Here is a 17,423-nt window from a genome sequence, read left to right as displayed (position 1 = left end):
GTCATCGGATGGCGCGCAATCGCGATCCTTTCGCCAGCGCCTTGCGCACGCTCAGGGAGCGCGCGATCGCCGGTGCCTTCTCGCCCGGCAAGCCCATCATCATTCTCGATGAAGCCCAATCCCTCGGACTGTCCACGACACCCATTCGCGAAGCTCTGGCCTGGCTCGGGGGAGAGGGCCTGATCGAGCGCGCGCCCGCCGGCGGCTATGCCGGACTAAGTCTCGACCCTGCCGGCCTGGCCGGCCGATACAGGTTGCGGCTCCACTGTCTGGAAAAGGGGTTGGAGGGCGCCGTGCCTGGCATCAACGTAACGCCCCATGCGGACCCGACGCGGCTCTTTCGCCATATCGTCGCCGCCGCGGCAGATCCCGCTTTGGTGGCCGTCTATGATCGCGTCCAGGCGACGATTGAACGGTTCGCACGGGCGGAAGCGCGCTTGCTCGGCGACATGCCGTCAGCCCTGGAAACCGTCGCCGACCTGCTGGCCAACGGACAGGAGCCGCAAGCGGCGGAGCGGCTTCGCGACTTTCACGAGCGGCGCATCAGCGCCGCCCCCCTGTTGACCGAGGCGGAACAGGTTCAGGCGGGCGCCGGGTGAAACCGGGATCGGCCCCGAGGCTGGACCTCACCTCCCTGAGGTGGTCCCTCGCCGTGGCCAGCGCAGGCGGCTTTCGTAAGGCGGCTGACGCCCTCGGCGTCGAACAGTCCGCCCTCAGCCGGCGCGTCAGGGGGCTGGAGGACGAAATTGGCGTCTCCCTGTTTCATCGCAATCCGGGCGGCGCGACCCCCACCTTTGCAGGCGTCTCCTTCATCAGGGGCGTGGAGCACGCGCTCGACCTGCTGGGCGATACGGTCACTGAGGCCCGCGAGGCGGGCGAAGGTCGCCTGGGCCGGCTGAAGATCGGCCTGACCCCGTCCTTCCTTTCCGAAGCCCTGTTCGGACTTCTGCACCGATTTCGGGGCGCCCACCCCCACGTCCAGATCGAGATGGTGTCCGGCGAGGCGAGCGATCACCTCTCGGCCGTTGCGGATCGCAGACTGGACATCGCCGTCCTGCCCGGAGGCATGACCGTCACCGGCCTCGACGTATCCGAACTCTGGCGCGAGACGCTCCATGTCGTTCTTCCCGCAAGCCATCCGCTCGCTCTGGAACAGACGGTCGATCTGCAGTCCCTCAACGGCGACCCGTTACTGATCAGCGAAGGGGATCTCGGCGCCGATGTACTCGCCCAGACCCGCCTGCCCGCATCGGTCAGGCTCAAAACCGTGAGTGCAGGCCTCCCGATCGTGCTGGCTCAGGTTGAACTGGGTCTGGGCCTTGCGCTCATCACCGCGGGCGCCCTTGACCATGCAGGCCTGCCGGGCAGTCTGGTCCACCGACCGCTCCACGCCGGCGAAGGTTTGAGCGTCAGCTTCGCCGCAGCCTGGTATCACCAGAACGATAATCCGGCGCTGCGCCGCTTTGTGAGTTCAGCACGAGCCTTGCGTTGAACTCGAGCGAAACGGCGCCTGGCGCCGATCTAGCGGGCGACCTGCTGGCGTGTTTTTGCTGCGACGAATGATCGGTCGGTCGCCATGAACCGGTTCAGCATGGGCCCAATCAGTTGCGCTGGAGCATAGGCTCGCTCTCTGTCGCCTGACAGGACCTCGGCATAGAGAACCAGGTCGCGGTGGATATCTGCGGGCAGTTCAATCGTCATCTTGACTGGCGTGTCGTCCTGCAGGCCGGCGAGCTTGAGCGCGGACATGGATCACTCTCCATAGGGTTGAAGATCGAGGTCGTGGGTAAGGATGATCCGAAAGGCGAAACCCGGTCGGATGGTCAGCCTTGGCGGAATGGAGAGCCCGCGCTCGACCAGGCCTCGCCCCAGAGCGTCCACGCCGTCGCTCGTTCCGTCGCGGATCGCCCGCGCGAGCCGATCGGCCTCATCCACCTCCACCGCCGCGCTGCTGACAGCCAGCAGCGTCGTCAGCGCCGCCGATCTCAACCGCTCCCCCCAGCGCTGGTCCGTGCGATCCTCCAAGCCCGCATAGCCCTGGGGATCCGACGCCATCTGATCTTCGAGAAGGATCGATCGCCCGCTCGGAAGGATGATGCGGGTCCACACCACCTGCATTCGTGACTGGCCCTGGGCGACCTGAGCCGTGTGTGTGCCGATCAGCCGCGAGCCCTTAGGTACAAGCAGCGTGCGACCGGTCCGCGTATCATGGACGTCGGCCGTGATCTGACCGAGCACCGGACCGGCAAGGTCGGACCGGATGCCCGTGACCAGGCTGGCTTCGATGACGGCGCCGGCCAGCAACATCCCGCCCGAGGTCCCGGCGGGCGCGGCAGCAGGACGGCCTCCCGCGAGCGGCCCGGTCGTAGTATGAACGCCTTCAGGGACGGGCGTGCCGCTCTGGATCGACAGCAGCGTGGAGGTGCGGGCCGCATCTGCCTCGGCGCGACGACGTTCACGTTCGGCCTGGCGGGCGTCGGCCTCATGCGATTGCGATCCCGGTCCAGCAGGCGAACTGACAAGGGCCGCCTCGGCCTCTGCGGCGTTGCGCGCATTGAGAATGGGCCTGCCGAGATCGCCCGGAAGCGGCGGCCCCAGCCGGGGCGCTGTGTAATCTCCGGGAAGCGCGCGCACCGCGTCTGGCGGCGGCGCGGACGACCGCGTCAATTCAACGGTCGGTGCGTCCGGGTCCGGCTTCAGCAGGCCGACGCCGACAGCAGCCGCGACCGCCAGGGCCAGTCCGGCGACGCCGGCCATCGCCACCTTGCGCGACAGGCGAAGGGGTCTGGGCGGGTCGGCCCGGAGGCGCATCGCCTTGATCGCTGGATCGTCGCCCCCAGCCGTATCGCTCATCGACCGGCGCTCCTCTTTTCGATCCGCACGGTCTGGGTGCGCCGGCCCGACACGAGACGCAGTTCAGCGACGTCGAACAGACGGTCGACGGTCAGCCGGCGACCGAGGACGCGGTAGTTCACCAGAGCGGCGCCGCCGTCGGGATCGGGCAGGAACAGGGGCGGCAATGTCGCCTGATCAATCGCGGCGTCGAATTCCAGGATGACCTGGCGGCCGTCGTCGAACACCCGGACCGGCCGCCAGGCCGTCCGGGCTCCGGAGATCCGATAGCTGAAGTTGAGATCTTCCAGCCTCATCCTTGGCTCGGCGTCACGCTCCGCTTGCCCCGCCACCTGGGCTTCGAGCGCCATCAGTTCGTCCTGAGGATAGCGCCAGGACACCCCCGCCATATAGGTGGAGGCCTGGGCGTTGAGCTCCAGATGGTAGGTCCGTCGATCCGTATTGATGATGAGGTTGGTCTTCAGGTCGCTCCGTGTGGGCTTTACGAGGATGTGGACCCGTCGCGTTTCGCCCGCGCCGCTTTCTGTCTGGCCGATGATCCAGCGCACTGTGTCGCCGGCCGCCACCGGCCCTTTCCCAGAAAGGGCTTCACCAGGCTGGAGGGCGATGTCGGTGACGTGCCCCGGTGCCCCGTAGACCTGGAAAAGGGCGCCGGCTTCATAGGCATAAACCTGGGTGGCGTTGAGATAGTTGTCGCCTGAGGGCTGCACGCGCGCGGCGGCGTTGGCGGCCGCTATGCGCGAAGCCGGAGGCGGCGCTTCCCGCATCGCGCGCTGAGGGTTTGAGGCCAGGCCGACGCCGGGAGTTGCGGCAAGGCAGAGCGCCAGGACGGCGCTAGAGGGCATGAGGCGGCGCATCAGTCGATCTCCTTTGACCAGTTGAAGGCGTGGACCAGGACGCCGAGAGGATTCTTCCTCAGATCATCGGCCGTCCTCGGCGGCTGAACCGTCACCGTCAGGATCGCGGTCCACCGCTCCGTCGTCGCGAGGCGGCCATCGACAAAGCGCCGCTCGGTCCAGGCGACACGGAAGGAGGATGGCGAGGCGCGGATAATGCTGGAGACCTCGATACCCACCTGGATGCGCCCGACGTCGGCGAACGGATCATTCGTGCGGGCGAAGTCCGACAGGGCGGCGGCGCCCTGATCGGTCGTGTAGTCGTAGGCACGCAGCCAATTGTTCCGCACCACGACGGGATCGGCGGAGATGCCCCGCACCTGTTCGACGAACCGGCCTAGATGCCAGGCGATCTGCGCGTCGCTGGGCGTGTAGTTCGCCTGGGCCGGCGCAACCGCGAGGGGCTCGCCGTGCTGATCTACCTCGACGATCCAGGGCGTAACCACGCCTCTCGCGGACTGAACGACGAGGCCGGCAGCCAGCCCCCCGGAAAGGCCGAGCGCCATCAGGGCGGCGAGCCGCCAGTTGCGCGCCTGGACGCGGGCGGACCCGATCCGATCGTCCCAGACTTGGGCGGCCCGCTGATAGGGCGTTTCCGGCGTCGGCGAACGCCCATAGTGGCCGCCCGGACGTTTGAAGGGGTTCATGAACGGTCCTCGCTGACAGAAACGGATGCTGAGCCCCCGCTGTGGTCGCCCGACCGGACTGCATGAACAGCGGTGGCGACGCCGTGGGCGACGGCCTGTCGGCGCTCCATCTCCCTGGCCCATCGGGGCTTGGCCTCCCTGGACCCGCTGGCTCCTTCGGGCTTTTCGGGCCCTCCGCGAGACGATGAAGCCGGCGCGGGTTGAGACTCTGAACCTGCCGGAGCGGAGGCGCTTTCCGCTCCTGGCGCAGCTTCCGTCCCGGGGGAGGCAGACGACCGATCCGGGGGCGAGAATCCCCCCGACGGCGGGGATGCTCCACCGCCACCGCCACCCCCACCGCTGCCGCCGCTGCCGCCACTACCGTTGCCGTTGCCGGAGCCTCCGCCCGGACCGCGTCCGCCGGGTGATCCGCTCCCCGCGCCTGCGGCGCCGGAGGCTGCGGAGCCCGAGCGGGCAGCCGCCATGGCAGCGCCCGCTCGCCCCGCGAGCCCGGCGCCCGCGCTGGCAGCCATTCGAGCGCCTGCCGCGCCGGCCATGGCGACCCCGCCCACGGCGAGGCCTGTTCCGATCGCTGCGCCCGCGCTGAGCTGGGGCGCGCCTGAGATCAACCCCGATGCGATGCCGGGACCGAAGATGGCCAGTCCGGCCAGACTGAGCGCGGCCAGGGTGGTCGCCAGAGCATCCTCCAGGGCGGGAGGCCGACCGGCGAAGTCGCTGACGAAGGTATCGAACATGGTCGAGCCAATGCCGACGATCACCGCCAGGACGAGGACCTTCACTCCGGAGGCCACGACGTTGCCGAGGACCCGTTCGGCCAGGAAGGCGGTCTTGCCGAACAGGCCGAAGGGAATGAGGACGAAGCCCGCGAGGCTGGTCAGCTTGAACTCGATCAGGGTCACGAAGAGCTGGACCGCCATGATGAAGAAGGCGATCAGGACGATCAGGAAGGCGACCATCAGGATGGCGATCTGGACGAAGTTTTCGAAGAAGCCCGGGAAGCCTGACATCTCGGCGGCGGCCTTGAGCATCGGCCGTCCGGCGTCGATGCCAGCCTGGGCCAGCTTGCCCGGCCGCAGGAAGTCCTCGCTCGACAGATTGGATCCGGACGCCTTCAGGCCCAGGCCGGCGAAGCTGGCGAAGACGATCTCCGAGAGCCTCTGAAAGTTGCCGATCAGGAAGGCGAAGAAGCCCACGAACAGGGTCTTCTTGACCAGCCGGGCGAGGATGTCGTCCGACGGACCCCAAGCCCAGAACAGCGCCGCCAGGGTCACGTCGATGACGATCAGGGTCGTCGCGACAAAGGCGACCTCTCCGCCCAGCAGGCCGAAGCCGCTGTCGATGTAGCGGCTGAAGACCTCGAAGAAGCGGTCGATGACGCCGGTGTCGTTCATGACGGGTCACCCCCGCCGAAGAAGCGTCGACGGCTTTCCGCCCAGGCGGCATGACAATCCGGGTCGGCGCCGCCGGCTTCGCCGAGACTGCGGCATCGGGCCAGTTCCGCCGCCGCCGCGTTCGTCACGGGTTTCGCCGCCGGGATCGGCGCCGGCGCGCCGGGGCTCGCCAAGACAGCCGCGCCAATGGCGCAGATCGCGATGATGACGGCGGCGACGCCCAGGGGGTCGCGACGAAACAGGGCCCTCATTGATCCGGCTCGCTCATGAAGCGTCGGAAGCGCGCCTGCGCATCCGCGCGGGCGGCGGTCCGATCGGCGGCTTCGAGCGCGTCCGCTCGCCCCTGGGCGGCGAGAAGCGCGGCAAGCTCCACCAGTTGGCTCGACTGCAAGGCCAGCAACTGGTTGCCGGCCTGCGTCGCCTGCAGGGCGCCGGCGGCGCTCTGGCTGGCGCCGACCAGGCGGTCCATTTCCTGCCGCGTCGCGCCCAGGCCCTGGACCACGCCCGCCTGGACTCGCATCGCGTCCTCGAAACCTGCGACCGACGACCGCCAGCGCTCGCGAGCGCGCGCGACCAGATCCCCTTCTGACGCCGACATTGGGACGGCGCCGTAGCGGCTGTCGAAAGCCGCCTCGATCTCCCGCACGTCATAGGCGAGCGCCTGGGCCTCCGCGAGAAGGCCGCGGGTCCTATCGACTTGCGCCTGCAGGGTCTGGAGCGACGAGTACGGGAGGCTCGTCAGGTTCCGCGCCTGGTTCATCAGCGCAGTGGCTTCATTCTGGAGCGACTGGATCTGGTTGTTGATCTGCTCCAGCGCGCGGGCGGCCTGGATGACGTTCTGGACGTGGTTGGTCGGATCATGAACGACCACCTGGGCCTGGACCGGGAGGTCGCCGCAGAGGAGGACGGCGGCGGCCACAGCGGCAGGCAGGATGGCCGACAAGGCCATAGGCGAACGCAGGCGTTTCATGACGGGTCTCCGGGAGGGTGTGGGCTTGGGGCGGTCGCAAGGAGATCTGCGGCCCAGGGCAGGCCGCGATGGCGCAGCCAGGCCGCGCCGAAACCTGCTGGGCCGGCCTCGTCGAGAACCGCCCGGATGGACGCTTGATCCGTCGCCGAGGAGGCGGCGCAGAAGGCCAGAACGACCGGACCGAGACCGAGTTCGAACAGGCGGTCGCCGGCACGCGACTGGCAGTAGTAGTCACGCTTCGGCGTCGCCTGGGCGAGGATGTCGATCTGGCGATCGTTCAATCCGAAGCGGCGGTAGACGGCGGCGATCTGTGGCTCGCGGGCGCGGGCGTTCGGCAGGAAGAGACGGGTATGGCAGCTCTCGATGATCGCCGCGGCGATCGCGCTGTTGTCGATGTCGGCAAGCGACTGGGTGGCGAAGACCACCGAGGCGTTCTTCTTGCGCAGGGTCTTCAGCCATTCGCGCAGTTGGGCGCCAAAGCCGGTATCGTCGAGGGCGATCCAGCCCTCATCAACGATGATCAGGGTCGGCCGTCCGTCCAGCCGCGCCTCGATCCGGTGAAACAGATGGGCGAGCACCGCGGGCGCTGCACCCGATCCGATCAGGCCTTCTGTCTCGAAGGCCTGAACCGCGCCGACGCCGAGGTGTTCGCGGTCGCCGTCGAGCAGGCGTCCCCATGGCCCCTCCAGAGTAAAGGGCGCCATCGCCCGTTTCACCGCGGAGCTTTGGACAAGGGCGGCGAAGCCTGAGAGCGTACGTTCGCTGGCAGGGGTTCCCGCGAGGCTGACGAGGGCGGACCAGACCTGGTCCTTGATCTCCGGTTCGATCGGCACGCCTTCCCGGGCGAGGAGGTCGATCAGCCAGGCCTGGGCCCAGGCGCGTTCGCCCGGATCGTCGATCCCTTCGAGAGGCTGCAGGGTCAGCCCGCGCTCGCCGCCCAGCATCGCCTCGCCAAGGTCGTGGAAGTCGCCGCCCATGGCCAGAGCCGCCGCGCGGATCGAGCCGCCGAAGTCGAAGGCGAAGACCTGGGATGCCGGATAGCGCCGGAACTGGAGGGCCATCAGCGCCAGCAGCACGCTCTTCCCCGCCCCGGTCGGCCCGACCATCAGGGTGTGACCGACATCGCCAACGTGGTGGCAAAAGCGGAAGGGCGTGGCGCCGTCGGTCCGCGCATGGAACAGCGGCGGTCCGTCGAGGTGGGGGTTCCAGTCAGGCCCGGCCCAGACGGCCGACATCGGCATGATGTGGGCGAGGTTGAGGGTGGAGATCGGCGGCGTCCGCGCATTGGCGTAGACGTGGCCCGGCAGGCCGCCCAGCCAGGCCTCGACGGCGTTCAGGCTCTCGGCGATACAGGTGAAGTCGCGTCCCTGAATGACCTTTTCCGCCTGCCGGAGCTTGGCGTCGGCGATCGCCGGATCCTCGTCCCACACGGTCAGGGTGGCGGTGACCAGGGCGTAGCCCACGCCATCGGCGCCGAGATCCTGCAGGGCCTGATCGGCGTCCGCCGCCTTGTTGTCGGCGTCGGAGTCCATCAGGACGGCGGCCTCATTGGTCATCACCTCCTTAAGGAGGGCCGCGATCGATTTCCGCTTGGCGAACCACTGGCGACGTATGCGGCCGAGCAGCCGCCCGGCGTCGGTCTTGTCCAGGCAGAGCGCGCGCGTGGTCCAGCGATAGTCGAAGGCCAGGCGATTGAGTTCGTCGAGAAGCCCCGGCCAGGTCGACGTCGGAAAGCCGATGACGGTCAGGACACGCAGATGCGTGCCCCCGAGGCGCGGCGCCAGGCCGCCGACCAGAGCCCTGTCGGCCAGCAGCACATCGAGGTGCATCGGCGTTTCCGGCAGGCGGACGGATTGCCGCGCGGTCGAGACCGTGGCGTGAAGGAAGGTCAGGGTCGCTTCGTCATCGAGCCAGGCCGCCTGCGGCATCAGCCCCTCGATGAGGGCGAGGAGCCGATCGGTCCGGTCGATGAAGCCGCGAACCTGCGACGGCCAGTCCACCCCCTTCTCCGCCTCCCCCTCATAGAGCCAGCGCGCGGCGCGGCCGCGATCTTCGGCCGGCGGCAGCCAGACCAAGGTCAGATAATAGGCGCTTTCGAAGTGGCTCCGGTCGGCCTGGAAGGCGGCGCGCCGCTCCTCGTCCACCAGGCCTGAGACCGGGTCGGGGAAGATGCTTTTGGAATAGGCGGCCGAGGCATAGCGCTGGGCCTCGACGAAGATCGCCCAGCCGGATCCGAGCCGGCGCAGGGCGTTGTTCAGTCGCCCGGCGACGCCTGACAGTTCAGCATTGGTCGCCGAATCCAGATCGGGGCCACGGAAACGCGCGGTGCGTTGGAGACCGCCGTCCTTGTTCAGCACCACGCCCGGAGCGATCAGGGCCGCCCAGGGCAGGAAGTCGGCGAGTTGTCGCGGCCGGGCGCGATATTCCTGAAGCGAGAACATGGTCAGACATCCAGAAGCGTCGGAAGGCGCAGATGACGACGCGCGACCTCGACGAAGTCCGGGTCGTGACGCGCGGCGAGGACGCCCAGGGCGTGCCCGACGATCCAGACCGCCACGCCTGCGAGCCATAACCGCAGGCCCAACCCCAGGGCGGCGGCCAGGGTGCCGTTGACGATGGCGAGCGCGCGCGGCGCGCCGGCCAGGAGGATCGGCTCCACCAGGGCACGGTGAAGGGGCGCGACGAAATCCTCGGGGATCGGGTCAGCCATCAGACCAGCGCGCCGCCGCCGAAGGAAAAGAAGCTGAGAAAGAAGGAACTGGCCGCAAAGGCGATGGAGAGACCGAAGACGATCTGGATCAGCCGACGCGCGCCGCCCGATGTGTCCCCGAAGGCCAACGTCAGGCCGGTGACGATGATGATCATCACCGCGATGATCTTGGCCACCGGCCCTTCGATCGACTCGAGGATGGACTGGAGCGGCGCCTCCCAGGGCATGGAGGAGCCGCCGGCCAGGGCGGGCGAAGCGCAGACTGCGGCCAGCGCGAGCAGGACGGCCGGATGGAGGCGGCGTTGATAGGCGATCATGACGGTGCTCCAGAGAGATGAAGTCGGAGGGGTCAGGAGGGGACGGGCGAAAGGCGATACCGGCCGTCGGCGTCGAGGCCGCCGACGGCGGCGAGTTCGACCAGACGCCTCTCGGCGCCTCGACCGGCCAGGACAGCGACGAGATGGATGGTCTCGGCGATGAGGGCGCGGGGCGGCACGAGGACCGCTTCCTGGATGAGTTGCTCGAGCCGATGGAGCGCGCCGTGCGCGGATCCGGCGTGGAGGGTGCCGACGCCGCCCGGATGTCCGGTGCCCCAGGCCTTCACCAGATCAAGCGCCTCGGCGCCGCGGACCTCCCCGATGGGGATGCGGTCCGGGCGCAGGCGAAGGGCGGAGCGCACCAGATCGGTCAGGGTCACCGCACCGTCCCGGGTGCGCAGCGCCACGGTATTGGGCGCCGCGCACTGCAGTTCGCGGATGTCCTCGATGAGAATGATCCGGTCGTCGCTCCCCGCCATCTCAGCGAGCAGGGCGTTGACCAGGGTCGTCTTGCCGCTGGAGGTGCCCCCGACCACGAGGATGTTGCGGCGCTGGGCGACGGCGTCGCGCAGGCTTTGCGCCTGCCCGGCGACCATGATCCCGGCGGCGACATAGTCGTCGAGGGTGAAGACGGCGACGGCCGGTTTGCGGATGGCGAAGGCCGGCGCGCGCACAATGGGCGGAAGGAGGCCTTCGAACCGCTCCCCGGTTTCCGGCAGTTCGGCCGAGATGCGGGGACGGGTCTCGTCGACCTCCTGTCCGACGTGGTGGGCCACCAGTCTGACGACCCGCTCGCCCTCGGCGGGCTCCAGGCGATGCGGCGTCAATTCAAGCCCGCTCGTCAGCCGATCCAGCCAGACCCGGCCGTCCGGATTGAGCATGACTTCCACCACATCCGGGTCCGACAGCGCGGCCAGGAGCGCCGGGCCAAAGGCCGTGCGGAGCATTTTCAGGCTGCGCGCTTGCGTGCTCATGGCGGTCCCGTCGGCGAGGACGGATCGGCGGGCGATCCGGACGGGGGCGACAAGAGAACCGCAAATCGCGCGAGTTCAACAAGGCCGAAGGCGTAGTAGGGCTCAGGCGTAGAAAGACAGGCGATCGGCGGAATGACCGACCTCGCCCCCTCGCCCCAGGACGATCAGGGCGAAGGTCAGGACGCTGGATTCTCGTCTTGCGCATCGCCTATGTCGCTGCGGCTGACGTCAGAAGCCCGGTCGACGACATCGTCCCGCGTCGCGGCTTCGAGCTCGAACGCCAGTTCGCGCGTGAACGACCGTCCGGACGCCAGCCGGCGCCCCAGGTTTTCGACGAAGCGTTCGTAACGATCCCGCCCTCTCGCCCGCGCCGCCGCCTGGGCGGCGTCCGGCAGGGAGGGCGTTGCGGCCATCCAGGTCCGGACGAAAAGCGCCAGCATCTCGACGGCGATTTCGAGGTCCCGTTCCAACCGGTCGGCGTGGCGATTGAGCCGGTCCAGCCGCCGTCCGAGCGCGGCCTCCTGCTGCTGGGCGGCGTCCGGCGTGAGGAAGCTGGCGATGGCCGCCTCGGCGACGGTCGACTTGGGCACGCCCCGTCGCTTGGCGTGGGCGACCAGGAGGTCGAGCAGTTCCGGCGTGAGGTAGACGGTGAGGAAGGGCTTTTTCATCGCGCCGGCCTAGAGGGCGATGCCGTCGTCAGGATCGAGCGCCGCCTGGCGCGCGACGCGCCGCATCCGGGCCTCAAGGTCGTCCGGAAGAACCGCGACGCCCTCGTCCTCGTCGAGGTCGGGACCGAGCGGATCGCAGGGCGGGTCTTCGACGACGCGCGTGGGCGCCAGGACGTCAGGCGCTTCAGGATCCTGTTCCTGTCTCAGGCCGCCGTCATCGGCCTCCCCTGGCTTCGATCGCTCTGCGGCGGCTGGGGCCGAAGCGGTCGCCCAGACCCAATCGGCTCCGCCCGGGATCGCGCCGCGCGACGCCGGGGGAGGAAGCACGCGCCCCTTGAGCTGACGGTCCGCATAGTAGCGCGCCTTCTTCACCCGCAGCGGCGCGCATCCCGACGCCAGCACCAGGGCGTCAGTCGATGGCAGTTGCATTACCTCTCCGGGTGTCAGGAGGGGGCGAGCCGTCTCCTGGCGCGACACCATGAGATGACCGAGCCAGGGGGATAGCCGATGGCCGGCGTAGTTCCGCATCGCCCTCAGTTCGGTCGCCGTTCCCAGGGTCTCGGAAATCCGCTTGGCCGTGCGCTCGTCATTGGTCGCGAAGGCGACCCGGACATGGCAGTTGTCGAGGATGGCGTTATTGGGCCCGTAGGCCTTCTCGATCTGGTTGAGGCTCTGGGCGATAAGGAAGGCCTTCAGCCCATAGCCGGCCATGAAGGCCAGGGCGGTTTCGAAGAAGTCGAGACGACCGAGCGCCGGGAACTCGTCGAGAAGCATGAGCAGGCGGCGCCGCCCTGCCCGCGCCTGTAGATCCTCGGTCAGGCGTCTGCCGATCTGGTTCAGGATCAGACGGATCAGCGGCTTGGTGCGGCTGATGTCCGAGGGCGGCACCACGAGATAGAGGGAGACGGGCCGTTCGCCATCGACCAGGTCGGCGATGCGCCAGTCGCACCGCCCGGTCACCGCCGCGACGATCGGGTCGCGATAGAGGCCGAGAAAGCTCATCGCGGTGGAGAGCACGCCCGACCGCTCGTTCTCGCTCTTGTTCAGCAGTTCGCGGGCGGCGGCGGCGATCACCGGATGAGGCCGTCCGTCGCGATGGGGCGTCGTCATCATGCGCCGAAGGGTGGCTTCGATCGGCCGTTCCGGATCCGACAGGAAGGAAGCCACCCCGGCCAGGGTCTTGTCGGGCTCGGCGTGCAGGACATGGAGGATGGCCCCGACCAGCAGGGCGTGGCTGGTCTTCTCCCAGTGGTTTCGGCGTTCGAGCGCCCCTTCGGGGTCGACGAGAATGTCGGCGATGTTCTGAACGTCGCGCACCTCGAGCGGTCCCGGCCGCACCTCCATCAGGGGGTTGTAGGCGGCGCTCTGCGCATCGGTCGGATCGAACATCAGGACGGGTCCAAAGCGGGCGCGCCATCCGGCGGTCAGGGACCAGTTCTCGCCCTTGATGTCGTGAACGAGCGCCGAGCCGCCCCAGGTCAGGAGGGTCGGCACCACCAGACCGACGCCCTTGCCCGAGCGGGTCGGCGCGAAGCACAGCACATGCTCGGGTCCGTCGTGGCGCAGATACCGGCCGTCCATCTCGCCCAGCAGCACGCCGTCATCACCCATCAACCCGGCGGCGCGGGCGTCGCGGGCGTCGCCCCATCGCGCTGTGCCGTAGGTCGTCGCCGACGCCGCCTCCCGCGAACGCCAGACCGCCATAGCGATGGAGACTCCGATGGCGACAAGCGCAGAACCCGCTGCGATCGCGCCGCCCTCCAGGAAGAGGCGCGGCGCATAGGCGTCATAGACGAACCACCAGAAGAAGAGGCTCGGCGGGGCGTAGACCGAATGACCAAGGACCTCGAACCAGGGCGCGCCGAGCGCCGGCTGATAGGCCAGACGCCAGGCGGTCCACTGGGTCGCGCCCCAGACGCCGGCGAGGATGAGACCGAAGACCAGGGTGATCTGGCCCCAGAGGATCTTTCCAGCGGACATGCTGCCTCCAGTTCAGGGAGAAGTCTTGATGGCGGGCTCAGCGGCCGAGGGCGCGCGGCGGGCGCCATTCGATCTCGTCCCGGGCGCCCGCGAGTCCGCTGACCGACCGGCCGAGATTTCGTTCGAGCGGAGGCCGCCATGGCACGAGACTGAAGCCCGTCCCGTCGTCGATCATGGCGAACCGTCCCGAGGCCAGGTCCAGGCGGCGGCGATAGACGCCCGAGACCTCGTCCCCCTCGGCTGTCGGACGGAAGACGAGGCCGGTCTCATTCCGGAGCCGCTCCGCGACATCGGCGATCTCCCGGGCCTTCAGGGTTTGGAGCAGGCCGGAGGCGAAGCGGACGCCGACGCCGCGCCGTTCGGCCAGCCCCTCGGCGGCCAGCCGGTCGATGCGCGCTTCGCGGGCGACGGCGACCTCGCCGGCGAAGCCGCCGGCCTCAGGCAAGGGGTTGGGATCCAGCGCCCTACGATCCAGCCAGGTCGCGCCCCTGGCCGTGATCTGGCCGGTCAGGCCGAGATCGGACACCGTCACCGTCATCGGATGGGCGCCGCGCGACGGCGGGCTGGCGCGCACGATGGCGTCGACCCTGGGCTCGGGCGCGCCGGCGTCCGCCAGGGTGATGTGATGAACCCGACCATCCAGCCCGTCAATGACGGCGAAACCCGTGCCGCGCAGTTCATCGTCCTGCCCCCGGGCGAGGACCCGTCCGACGACGACGTCGGACAAGGCCGAGGTCGCCCACTGTTCCGTTGTCCGGACGAGTTCCCGCGCCTCCACCGCCGCCTCCAGACGGCCTGCCACCTCGATCTCGCGAGCGATCTCACGAAGACGCTCTCCGAGCCCGTTCTGGAGTCTCCATCGGCCAGGTCCCGCCGAGACGGCCAGGCCGAGACGTTCGAGCGTGCGGAGCCGATGAAACACGGGCCCTACTCCGCTCGGGTCGCCCAATGGGCCGACGCGTCGCAGATCGACCTGGCGATCGGCGTCCATCAGCCTCTCCAGCGTACGATCAAGCCGCGTCCAGCGTGAAGCCTCCGCATCCCGCGCCAGAGCGGCGGTACGTTCACGCGGGCTCGGCGGTCCCAGTTCCAGCTCAGCCAGGGCCTCGGCCCGCGCCCGGATGCCCTGGCTGATATAGTCCCGACTGATGACCAGGTCGGCGCCGTCTTCAAGCCGTCCGCGGAGGACGATGTGGAGGTGCGGATGGGCGGTGTTCCAGTGGTCGACCGCGACCCAGTCGAGCGGCGCGCCCAGATCCTTCTGGACGTCGTTCATGAGATCGCGGGCATAGGCGCGAAAGTCTGCGAGTTCGCCCGCGTCTTCCAGCGAGACGATGAAGCGGAAATGATGGCGATCATCCTGGCCGCGCTCCGCGAAGGCTGAGGCGTCGACCATGTCGCTCCGGGCGTCGAAGAGCCGCCCCGCTTCGCCGTCGCGGGTCACGCCGTCGCGTTGGAGATAGCCTATGTGCGCGGCGAGCCCTCCGGCGCTTCGGCGCACCACCCGCGCCTTGACGACGACAGACCGACGAGACCCGCCCACATGCACACGGCGGATCAGCGCCGCCCTTCCCCGCCCGAAGGTGCTGGGGCGAGCGCCTCCCTTGCCGACGCCATGTTGGGAGGGACCGCCGGCTCGGGCGACGGCGACCCTGACCTGGCGCAGCGCCGTGTCGACACTCGGCCCCGACGCGGAGCGTATCCGCCCGGGGCGGACCCGAAAATCGTCGTCACGGGTCATGATAGGCGGATCAAGGCGAGAAAATCGTCGCCATTTCCGCATGATAGCCAAATACGCAAGGTAGGCAGCGAAATTTCACCTTGCGACAATCCCTTGAGATGATGCGTAAAATTCCTCCCCCACCCCCGCCGCACCTTGCGGCTTTTATCCTGCCCTCTTCCCCGCTCTTCCATGGGAGCGCTCATTGGGGGGCAGCCGAACCTGAGACCGCCGCTGAGGTCAGCGACGCGAACAGTTCGGAAGATGCCGGATCGGAGGGGTGCGGCATGTCCGGGAAGAGCGGCGCCCGGTGCGGATCAACCGGCGCGACCGCCACGATCCGGGGGCCGACAGGCGACGCCGCCGTCCCGTCCGAAAGCCCGATCCTGGCGACATAGTCGCGGGTCTCCAGAGGCAGAGGGCGGCCTTGGTCCCGATGCTGCAGGTAGCGTCGCGGCCCGGCGTTATAGGCGGGCAACATGCCCTCCAGGCCGAACCGGTCGTGCAGTTCGCGCAGATAGGCGGCGCCGGCCAGGATATTGTCGCGGGGGTCGTAGGCGTCAGAGCCGAGGCCGTGACGTCGCCGCAGTTCCGCATAGGTGGCGGGCATCACCTGCATCAGACCCATGGCGCCCGCGCGCGACGTAGCGCGAGGATTGAAGCCGCTCTCCTGCTTCATGACCGCCCGGATCCAGTGTGCCGGCAGGCCGAAACGACGCGCCGCCTCCGTGATCAGGTCATCGATCGCGCGTCTGGAAAGGGCTTGCTCGCGCGGTTCAGAAGCCGCCGGAAGCGCGACCGAGACGCACGGAAAGCTGGTCGCTGCGAGCGCCAGGGCCAGCGTCGCCGCCCGCCTCGCGCGCTTTCCAGAGAAGGACAGCACGCTCATCCGCGGCCCTCCCGCATGCGGATCGGCACGATGCGGCCGAGCAGATCCCTGCGGTCGACTGGACCGAAATAGCGGCTGTCCAGCGCGTCCGGGACGTCGGGCGCGAGCAGAAAGACAGCCTCCGGACCGAGGGTGATGCAGCCGCTCCAGCGCGGCAGCGGGCGTCCGGCGCGGTCCTTCTCCAGCGCCATGGCGACCGTCCGGCCGTCGATGACAATCCGGAGTCCCTGGCGACAGACCACGGAGGGCGGGGTCGCCGCGACCGGCTTCAGGAGCGGGACACCGTCCGGCAGATAGCCGCGCGCCGCGAACGCCCGCGACCATTCCGGCGCTGGGCGATAGGCCACAAGCTCGCCTGCGGCGGCCGCGCGCGTCGGTTCAAGCCGGTACAGGCCGATCGGAAGGCTGGCGGAGGCGTTCCAGATCAGGCGCGGCGCGCGGGCAGCGACCGGGCCAAGCGCGAGGGCGGCGAGCGCCAGGCCAGCCCATCCCAGCACGACCGCCCGCTTCATAACGAGACCTGCTGGCGCAGACGAAAGGCTCGGTGGCGCTCGGCGGTATAGGCCAGGGGCGGCAGGCTGACCGCCAGCCGGGCATGGACGTGGCGCCAGTAGTCGGGAGCGACCTCGCCCGGTTCAAAACCGCCGGCCTCGACGGCGTCAATCTGGTCCAGGGCGCGGCGAACCCTCGGCCAGCCGCTCAGCCGAAGCAGGCTGACGGCGCCGGGAACGACGCCGGAAATGGCGATCCGGTCGCGGGTCGGATCAGCCGCCTGGAGGATATCGAGGCGCGACACGACCGTGCCGTAGGCGTTGGCGGACCAGCGCACATAAGCGAAGACGGCGCCGGGCCGGAAGGCGACGAAACGGTTCCGGCGCGAAACGATGCGCTGGTCGACCGCCTGACCGAAGCGGATCCAGCGCTCCGTGCGGCCCGGGTCGAAGACGAGTTCGACCCAGGTCAGTTGGTCGGCCGACGGCGGCGGGGTCTCGACCACCACCACAGGATCGCGGTGATAGGCCAGATAGGACGGCGGCGACGGGGCGCCCTCGTCGTCCCGGCCGGTCATAACGCAGGGTCCCGATCCGGGCGGCGCGCGGGCGAAATCCTGTCGTGGCCCGGGTCCGTGGTTGAGGATTTGACGCCGCGATCCGCCCAGGCCTGGAGGTCGCCGACGGCGTAGACGACGCGTCCCCCGATCTTCCGATAGAGGGGCCCAGTGCCATAGCAGCGGTGCTTCTCGAGCGTGCGGCCGGACAGGCCGAGATGCCGCGCGGCCTCGGCGGTGCGGAGATAGCGCGGCGGCATCGGGGTCTGGGCGTCGTGCATGGCGGCAATCCTTGCGGGGCTGGAACGCCGTCGGCGGTCGGCGGCGGGACAGGCCAAGGATTTCGCCAAACCGGCGTCT

Annotated in this window: 20 protein-coding genes; 2 read left to right on the top strand and 18 right to left on the bottom strand. The window is 69.0% G+C overall.

Translation table 11 applies throughout. From position 1 onward, the window contains the following. Positions 1 to 8 precede the first annotated feature (8 nt). Both ACLBV5_RS14045 and ACLBV5_RS14040 read left to right on the top strand, forming a co-directional pair. On the top strand, positions 9 to 599 hold the full coding sequence (locus ACLBV5_RS14045; RefSeq protein ID WP_313521939.1) for a hypothetical protein: 591 nt from the start codon (positions 9 to 11) through the stop codon (positions 597 to 599). Then, the gene (locus tag ACLBV5_RS14040; protein ID WP_303719185.1) at positions 596 to 1,492 is read left to right on the top strand and encodes a LysR family transcriptional regulator; all 897 of its coding nucleotides are present in this window, start codon (positions 596 to 598) and stop codon (positions 1,490 to 1,492) included. Before ACLBV5_RS14045 ends, ACLBV5_RS14040 begins: the two co-directional genes overlap by 4 nt. A 29-nt stretch (positions 1,493 to 1,521) precedes the next feature. Here ACLBV5_RS14040 and ACLBV5_RS14035 read toward each other — a convergent pair whose 3' ends face one another. The 18 genes from ACLBV5_RS14035 to ACLBV5_RS13950 all read right to left on the bottom strand — a co-directional run bounded on the left by ACLBV5_RS14035 (position 1,522) and on the right by ACLBV5_RS13950 (position 17,344). Then, complete coding sequence (locus tag ACLBV5_RS14035) at positions 1,522 to 1,749, bottom strand: DUF2274 domain-containing protein (RefSeq protein WP_200168818.1); 228 nt, start codon at positions 1,747 to 1,749, stop codon at positions 1,522 to 1,524. A gap of 3 nt (positions 1,750 to 1,752) precedes the next feature. Further along, positions 1,753 to 2,853: a TrbI/VirB10 family protein gene (locus tag ACLBV5_RS14030; RefSeq protein WP_447606050.1), complete on the bottom strand. Its 1,101-nt coding sequence runs from the start codon at positions 2,851 to 2,853 to the stop codon at positions 1,753 to 1,755. Further along, on the bottom strand, positions 2,850 to 3,710 hold the full coding sequence (trbG, locus tag ACLBV5_RS14025; RefSeq protein ID WP_447606049.1) for a P-type conjugative transfer protein TrbG: 861 nt from the start codon (positions 3,708 to 3,710) through the stop codon (positions 2,850 to 2,852). The genes ACLBV5_RS14030 and trbG overlap by 4 nt, the downstream gene beginning before the upstream one ends. Further along, a complete protein-coding gene (gene trbF, locus ACLBV5_RS14020) occupies positions 3,710 to 4,396 on the bottom strand; it encodes a conjugal transfer protein TrbF (RefSeq protein ID WP_303719188.1) in 687 nt (228 codons plus the stop codon). The genes trbG and trbF overlap by 1 nt, the downstream gene beginning before the upstream one ends. Continuing rightward, positions 4,393 to 5,787, bottom strand: coding sequence for a P-type conjugative transfer protein TrbL (trbL, locus tag ACLBV5_RS14015; RefSeq protein ID WP_447606048.1), 1,395 nt, complete (start codon positions 5,785 to 5,787; stop codon positions 4,393 to 4,395). Before trbL ends, trbF begins: the two co-directional genes overlap by 4 nt. Beyond that, positions 5,784 to 6,038: a putative entry exclusion protein TrbK-alt gene (gene trbK-alt / locus ACLBV5_RS14010; RefSeq protein WP_447606047.1), complete on the bottom strand. Its 255-nt coding sequence runs from the start codon at positions 6,036 to 6,038 to the stop codon at positions 5,784 to 5,786. The genes trbL and trbK-alt overlap by 4 nt, the downstream gene beginning before the upstream one ends. Beyond that, complete coding sequence (trbJ, locus tag ACLBV5_RS14005; protein ID WP_447606046.1) at positions 6,035 to 6,757, bottom strand: P-type conjugative transfer protein TrbJ; 723 nt, start codon at positions 6,755 to 6,757, stop codon at positions 6,035 to 6,037. Before trbJ ends, trbK-alt begins: the two co-directional genes overlap by 4 nt. Next, positions 6,754 to 9,198: a conjugal transfer protein TrbE gene (gene trbE, locus ACLBV5_RS14000; RefSeq protein ID WP_447606045.1), complete on the bottom strand. Its 2,445-nt coding sequence runs from the start codon at positions 9,196 to 9,198 to the stop codon at positions 6,754 to 6,756. Before trbE ends, trbJ begins: the two co-directional genes overlap by 4 nt. 2 nt (positions 9,199 to 9,200) lie before the next feature. After that, a complete protein-coding gene (locus tag ACLBV5_RS13995) occupies positions 9,201 to 9,467 on the bottom strand; it encodes a VirB3 family type IV secretion system protein (RefSeq protein WP_200168813.1) in 267 nt (88 codons plus the stop codon). After that, complete coding sequence (locus ACLBV5_RS13990) at positions 9,467 to 9,784, bottom strand: TrbC/VirB2 family protein (RefSeq protein ID WP_178828271.1); 318 nt, start codon at positions 9,782 to 9,784, stop codon at positions 9,467 to 9,469. Before ACLBV5_RS13990 ends, ACLBV5_RS13995 begins: the two co-directional genes overlap by 1 nt. A 32-nt stretch (positions 9,785 to 9,816) precedes the next feature. Continuing rightward, entirely contained in the window at positions 9,817 to 10,758 is a 942-nt protein-coding gene (gene trbB / locus ACLBV5_RS13985; RefSeq protein ID WP_447606044.1) for a P-type conjugative transfer ATPase TrbB, read from the bottom strand. A 176-nt stretch (positions 10,759 to 10,934) separates the two neighbouring features. Beyond that, positions 10,935 to 11,426: a CopG family transcriptional regulator gene (locus ACLBV5_RS13980; protein ID WP_447606043.1), complete on the bottom strand. Its 492-nt coding sequence runs from the start codon at positions 11,424 to 11,426 to the stop codon at positions 10,935 to 10,937. A 9-nt stretch (positions 11,427 to 11,435) separates the two neighbouring features. After that, positions 11,436 to 13,406, bottom strand: a complete 1,971-nt coding sequence (locus ACLBV5_RS13975) for a conjugal transfer protein TraG (protein ID WP_447606042.1) — start codon at positions 13,404 to 13,406, stop codon at positions 11,436 to 11,438. A 37-nt stretch (positions 13,407 to 13,443) separates the two neighbouring features. Then, entirely contained in the window at positions 13,444 to 14,802 is a 1,359-nt protein-coding gene (locus ACLBV5_RS13970) for a DUF3363 domain-containing protein (RefSeq protein ID WP_447606041.1), read from the bottom strand. Between the two features lie 526 nt (positions 14,803 to 15,328). Beyond that, complete coding sequence (locus tag ACLBV5_RS13965) at positions 15,329 to 16,015, bottom strand: lytic transglycosylase domain-containing protein (protein ID WP_447606040.1); 687 nt, start codon at positions 16,013 to 16,015, stop codon at positions 15,329 to 15,331. After that, positions 16,012 to 16,527 carry a S26 family signal peptidase gene (locus tag ACLBV5_RS13960; protein ID WP_447606039.1) on the bottom strand — a complete coding sequence of 172 codons (516 nt, stop codon included), beginning with the start codon at positions 16,525 to 16,527 and terminating at the stop codon, positions 16,012 to 16,014. Before ACLBV5_RS13960 ends, ACLBV5_RS13965 begins: the two co-directional genes overlap by 4 nt. Next, positions 16,524 to 17,084 (bottom strand): DUF2840 domain-containing protein, encoded by a 561-nt coding sequence (locus ACLBV5_RS13955; protein WP_447606038.1) that lies wholly within the window; start codon positions 17,082 to 17,084, stop codon positions 16,524 to 16,526. The genes ACLBV5_RS13960 and ACLBV5_RS13955 overlap by 4 nt, the downstream gene beginning before the upstream one ends. Next, entirely contained in the window at positions 17,081 to 17,344 is a 264-nt protein-coding gene (locus ACLBV5_RS13950; protein ID WP_422676089.1) for a helix-turn-helix transcriptional regulator, read from the bottom strand. Before ACLBV5_RS13950 ends, ACLBV5_RS13955 begins: the two co-directional genes overlap by 4 nt. Positions 17,345 to 17,423 lie beyond the last annotated feature (79 nt).

The organism is Brevundimonas sp. M1A4_2e (assembly GCF_053345555.1).
This window is presented reverse-complemented; position numbering and strand designations above follow the sequence as displayed.

What these genes read in the sequence shown, in the direction of transcription:
- ACLBV5_RS13950 (WP_422676089.1), bottom strand. Translation starts at nt 17,344, where the DNA reads ATGCACGACGCCCAGACCCCGATGCCGCCGCGCTATCTCCGCACCGCC.
- ACLBV5_RS13970 (WP_447606041.1), bottom strand. Translation starts at nt 14,802, where the DNA reads ATGGTCGACGCCTCAGCCTTCGCGGAGCGCGGCCAGGATGATCGCCAT.
- trbG (WP_447606049.1), bottom strand. Translation starts at nt 3,710, where the DNA reads ATGCGCCGCCTCATGCCCTCTAGCGCCGTCCTGGCGCTCTGCCTTGCC.
- trbE (WP_447606045.1), bottom strand. Translation starts at nt 9,198, where the DNA reads ATGTTCTCGCTTCAGGAATATCGCGCCCGGCCGCGACAACTCGCCGAC.
- trbK-alt (WP_447606047.1), bottom strand. Translation starts at nt 6,038, where the DNA reads ATGAGGGCCCTGTTTCGTCGCGACCCCCTGGGCGTCGCCGCCGTCATC.
- ACLBV5_RS14045 (WP_313521939.1), top strand. Translation starts at nt 9, where the DNA reads ATGGCGCGCAATCGCGATCCTTTCGCCAGCGCCTTGCGCACGCTCAGG.
- ACLBV5_RS13990 (WP_178828271.1), bottom strand. Translation starts at nt 9,784, where the DNA reads ATGATCGCCTATCAACGCCGCCTCCATCCGGCCGTCCTGCTCGCGCTG.
- ACLBV5_RS13965 (WP_447606040.1), bottom strand. Translation starts at nt 16,015, where the DNA reads ATGAGCGTGCTGTCCTTCTCTGGAAAGCGCGCGAGGCGGGCGGCGACG.
- ACLBV5_RS13955 (WP_447606038.1), bottom strand. Translation starts at nt 17,084, where the DNA reads ATGACCGGCCGGGACGACGAGGGCGCCCCGTCGCCGCCGTCCTATCTG.
- ACLBV5_RS13960 (WP_447606039.1), bottom strand. Translation starts at nt 16,527, where the DNA reads ATGAAGCGGGCGGTCGTGCTGGGATGGGCTGGCCTGGCGCTCGCCGCC.
- ACLBV5_RS14030 (WP_447606050.1), bottom strand. Translation starts at nt 2,853, where the DNA reads ATGAGCGATACGGCTGGGGGCGACGATCCAGCGATCAAGGCGATGCGC.
- ACLBV5_RS13975 (WP_447606042.1), bottom strand. Translation starts at nt 13,406, where the DNA reads ATGTCCGCTGGAAAGATCCTCTGGGGCCAGATCACCCTGGTCTTCGGT.
- trbL (WP_447606048.1), bottom strand. Translation starts at nt 5,787, where the DNA reads ATGAACGACACCGGCGTCATCGACCGCTTCTTCGAGGTCTTCAGCCGC.
- ACLBV5_RS14035 (WP_200168818.1), bottom strand. Translation starts at nt 1,749, where the DNA reads ATGTCCGCGCTCAAGCTCGCCGGCCTGCAGGACGACACGCCAGTCAAG.
- trbF (WP_303719188.1), bottom strand. Translation starts at nt 4,396, where the DNA reads ATGAACCCCTTCAAACGTCCGGGCGGCCACTATGGGCGTTCGCCGACG.
- trbJ (WP_447606046.1), bottom strand. Translation starts at nt 6,757, where the DNA reads ATGAAACGCCTGCGTTCGCCTATGGCCTTGTCGGCCATCCTGCCTGCC.
- ACLBV5_RS13995 (WP_200168813.1), bottom strand. Translation starts at nt 9,467, where the DNA reads ATGGCTGACCCGATCCCCGAGGATTTCGTCGCGCCCCTTCACCGTGCC.
- ACLBV5_RS13980 (WP_447606043.1), bottom strand. Translation starts at nt 11,426, where the DNA reads ATGAAAAAGCCCTTCCTCACCGTCTACCTCACGCCGGAACTGCTCGAC.
- trbB (WP_447606044.1), bottom strand. Translation starts at nt 10,758, where the DNA reads ATGAGCACGCAAGCGCGCAGCCTGAAAATGCTCCGCACGGCCTTTGGC.